The 3,570-nt window shown below is 46.1% G+C and carries 4 protein-coding genes; all 4 read right to left on the bottom strand.

Annotation, left to right across the window (positions count from 1 at the left end):
- Positions 1-5 precede the first annotated feature (5 nt).
- The 4 genes from BM258_RS24115 to BM258_RS24130 are packed head-to-tail and all read right to left on the bottom strand — an operon-like array spanning position 6 to position 3,485.
- Positions 6-212 carry a hypothetical protein gene (locus BM258_RS24115; protein WP_090075786.1) on the bottom strand — a complete coding sequence of 69 codons (207 nt, stop codon included), beginning with the start codon at positions 210-212 and terminating at the stop codon, positions 6-8.
- A complete protein-coding gene (locus BM258_RS24120) occupies positions 205-636 on the bottom strand; it encodes a hypothetical protein (protein ID WP_090075787.1) in 432 nt (143 codons plus the stop codon). Before BM258_RS24120 ends, BM258_RS24115 begins: the two co-directional genes overlap by 8 nt.
- The gene (locus BM258_RS24125; RefSeq protein ID WP_090075788.1) at positions 629-2,470 is read right to left on the bottom strand and encodes a hypothetical protein; all 1,842 of its coding nucleotides are present in this window, start codon (positions 2,468-2,470) and stop codon (positions 629-631) included. The genes BM258_RS24120 and BM258_RS24125 overlap by 8 nt, the downstream gene beginning before the upstream one ends.
- Entirely contained in the window at positions 2,463-3,485 is a 1,023-nt protein-coding gene (locus tag BM258_RS24130; protein ID WP_175528235.1) for a site-specific integrase, read from the bottom strand. Before BM258_RS24130 ends, BM258_RS24125 begins: the two co-directional genes overlap by 8 nt.
- Positions 3,486-3,570 lie beyond the last annotated feature (85 nt).

Below are 3,570 nucleotides of genomic sequence, written 5' to 3' on the forward strand. Positions count from 1 at the left end.
CCGCCTCACGGCAATGCATCAGAGCCGCGCGGATAGCCCGGAATGGGTGCGCGGATGTTGTTGGAATGACTGCGCGGATACGTCGGAATCCGCAGTCGTCCCCGCGCATTTAGATATTCAGACACATCTCCAAGCTTCTGACGCTCATCAAACCAGGTTTGAAAGGATTTTGAGACTTCGGCTCCGCGTTGCACACCATTGAGTTTAGTCATTGGATATATCCGTTGCATTGCGGTCAACTGGGAAAAGGCTGCGCTTGATTTCTGATTCAGTAAATTGATGAGCGCTTGCAAAGTTTATCATCGCAATACGTTCTTCGGTAAATGCCTGCACCTGATCCTCTAGCTCTGCTATTCTGACCTTAAGTTTGTCATTTTCTTCGATCAGGGCCTCAAGTTTTTTGGTAGTAGGTTTGCCTAGGATTGGGGATGGAGGGGTTACACTTGCTCGTGCTTTCATGGCGTTGCGCAAGTCGGGGTCACGACAAACCGTGTTTTCTTTGCGATCAATATTGAATTCTTTGAGGATGAATGTGGTGACATCAGCCCATGTTGGTTTGTGTCTCCGGGATTTTATCCATTCGCAAGTTTGGGCTTTTTGAAGAGACTTCAGATGTTTTCGCTGTTTTTCAGTCATCGTCATCTTCCAAATCGTCACTGTCCCAATCAATGCGCCCATGATTTTCCACCAGATCGTCTTCATCGACAAAGGATAGCTTATGCCTATTTTCTGAGGCTAGAAAGTCAATGACGGGGTTATAGGCAACAAGCGTGGGATCATCGGCCAACATAATGAAAGACCCATCTTCGACTGTGTCATCGGATAAAATGGTTGTGAGCTGTGTCAGGCGCTCAATTTTCTTTTTGTATTGATCAATCCAGCGATCTTGCAGTTTGAGACCATTAGATTTTTTCTTTTGTGCAAGTTGAAGAAGGTTTTGGGTGCGTTCCAAGTCACGCTGAATGTATTCCAGCTTGCCTTGGGCTCCTTTTACGCATACGAGATGCTGACAGTTCAGGCATGCTCCAAACATTGTGCAAGGATCTTGTCTCAGACTTCTTGAGCACCAGCCAGCTGAGGTTGAATGCATTGCCTCCCGAATTGTTGTTAAATCAAATTCTTTTTCTTTGAAGATTTTTGGCACTCGTATTGGTGCTTTACCATGGAGTTTTGTGCGAATTCGGGCTGTTAGTTCTTCCGGCGTTTCATGGTCATAAACCGCATTTTGAGCCATGTTTTTTCGGCCAGACCAGCGTGCACGATCAAATTCTGACATATTGCATTTAGCAGCGATGGTGTTGTGATAGTGCCGCAATTTGTGGGTATTGATGTTGGGAATAGATCCATCAGGCAAAAGAATTCCTAGTTTTCGGAAAAGGTTTCTTTCTGCATTTGCTGTGGTTGTAATTCGCCGTGCTAGCCAGTTGTATGGGATAGGTTTGGGGCGATCTCCGTGGAAATATACGAAGAGGGCTTCGTCTATCCGCACAGTTTTTTGTTCATCCATGAATGGATAATGTTTGAATGCACGCATTTCGTGGGGAACTGAGTCAGGATTGTTTGCCATGAGATGGGTTGCGAGATCATGAGCTTCTTGAGTTTCTTCTTTGATCATTTTGAGTGCGCGCTTGGCCACATCGACCATACCGGAAGGAACATATTTCAGGCCAGGTATGCCACCTTTTTTAGGTCGCCAAACAAGCCCTGACTGAAGGTTATCGCCTGGGTCGAGCATGATGTCTACATCGCGTGCAATGAGTAGTAGTTCCTCAGCTCGCATGGGTGCGCAACATAGGAGGGCGAGGATTCCTCCAACGATTTTCTCTTCTTGTGTTGAGGCGCGGTTGAATAGTTGGATTACAGCATCCAGTTCATCGGTCGAGAGTATTTTATCTTGGGATTTGCTTTTAAGGCGGTTTTTGGTTTTGCGTGATGTTATATTCCGGACTTGCTTGGGAGGTGACCATTTATAAGGTCTGTTGTACATTCTATGTTTGAGTAAGACATCGACGAACCAGCCGACTTTTGAACGATTTTGCTCTTTTGTATTATCGTTGCCCGTAAAGAGACTCATCGCATCATCGAGGATTTGAGGGGTGAGATCGACTGGGCTGCTTACATTGAATTTATTCATTGCCAGTTGCACATATTTGGCATTTTTTGCTGGAGCCGAATATTTTCCGATTTGATATTTGCGAGGGAAATTGGAAGCGATCTCATGAATTACATAAGCTTTTATAAAGTCAAGGAATCTCGGACACAGCTCAGGAAAGGTGAAGCGGACATACGCTCCTGACCGGTCGGGGGTTGCAACCTCAGTGAGATCCCAGGTTTGTGTGCTCCAAACGATTCCTAGAGCCGCGATAAAAGGGGACTTTTGAGCTTCTGCAATATATTGATCGAGGATAAGTTCGGCATCTGTGCTGAGCGGCTTGAAGGGGATGATGCTTCCGACGCTAATGTCAGGCATTGCGCGTCTCCCGAATTTGTTTGATTCTTTCAATCAGGTCATTGATTGCAATGATCGTATTTGTGGTTGTTTCGGCTAATTCGGCATGGTTATCTTTGCGCCTGTTGATTTGTTCTTCTAGCAAGGTGTCAAGGATTTCCTGATGAGGACCTTCTTCCCACGCATTAAAGTTTCGGCATGTGTAGCAGGCGAGGGGTGCTACACCGCAATCTACAGCGCTGCAGCCGTTGGATCCACATGATCCAACATTGGAAAGTTTGTCATTTACAATTATAAATTCATTGCTGTCTTTATTTTCGCTAACAACATTGCCTATGAAGCGATCACCAACAGCCACATAATGGGCCCCTACGACGTTCTCGATGGATTGAAAGTGTCCAATTGTGGCGTCGATGTAAGGTTGGCAGGATCCGGCATGTGTTTGGCCGAGATTTACAGCAATTTCTTCTGCTGGAGCTCCATTCATCGCCAAGTGGGTCGCATATGTATGGCGTTCGCGACGCGGATTGAGTTTCATTTTTTCCCCCGTGAGAGGGCTAATGGCATTTAAATTATGTATTGCCAATTGGTAGATATCAGTGATGTTGTCAGCGTTAGCATGACCAATGATGGAACCGTCAAATCCTGTTGGTTGCACCTTGCGCATTTTGGCGGTCCAGAATAACGGAGCATTTTCCCGAGAGCCGATTGTTGCAACTGGATAGACTTCTTCTGCAAGATAGGTTCGAATGATATCTGCAAATCCAGCACTAACCGGTTTCCATGGCATGAACTCACCGCGTAATTGTGTGTTACGCTGTTTGGCCATTGGGATGCGGATATGCATGCCAGAGTCTCCGTCACGGACATCAGACACTTTCATTGCGGCCAGTTGGGAGGGGCGCATTGCAAATCCTCTCAGCATCCTTATAACGAAGAAAGCACGTAGAGACATTTTGCCTGCAGCGAAGGCCGAGTTGATCAGGGTAGCCAACAATTGATCTTCAGCGGGCCTAAGCGCGCCTTTGGTATACATGGTCCTGCTATTTCGACCAAATTTTAGCCTGAATAAGGTGGATCTGATTATCTGTTCAGGCAGCCAGTTTTGTTGTTCCATTCAT

The sequence above is a fragment of the Cohaesibacter marisflavi genome, from assembly GCF_900115225.1.
GTDB classification, from domain to species: domain Bacteria; phylum Pseudomonadota; class Alphaproteobacteria; order Rhizobiales; family Cohaesibacteraceae; genus Cohaesibacter; species Cohaesibacter marisflavi.

What these genes read in the sequence shown, in the direction of transcription:
- BM258_RS24125 (WP_090075788.1), bottom strand. Translation starts at nt 2,470, where the DNA reads ATGCCTGACATTAGCGTCGGAAGCATCATCCCCTTCAAGCCGCTCAGC.
- BM258_RS24130 (WP_175528235.1), bottom strand. Translation starts at nt 3,485, where the DNA reads ATGTATACCAAAGGCGCGCTTAGGCCCGCTGAAGATCAATTGTTGGCT.
- BM258_RS24120 (WP_090075787.1), bottom strand. Translation starts at nt 636, where the DNA reads ATGACTGAAAAACAGCGAAAACATCTGAAGTCTCTTCAAAAAGCCCAA.
- BM258_RS24115 (WP_090075786.1), bottom strand. Translation starts at nt 212, where the DNA reads ATGACTAAACTCAATGGTGTGCAACGCGGAGCCGAAGTCTCAAAATCC.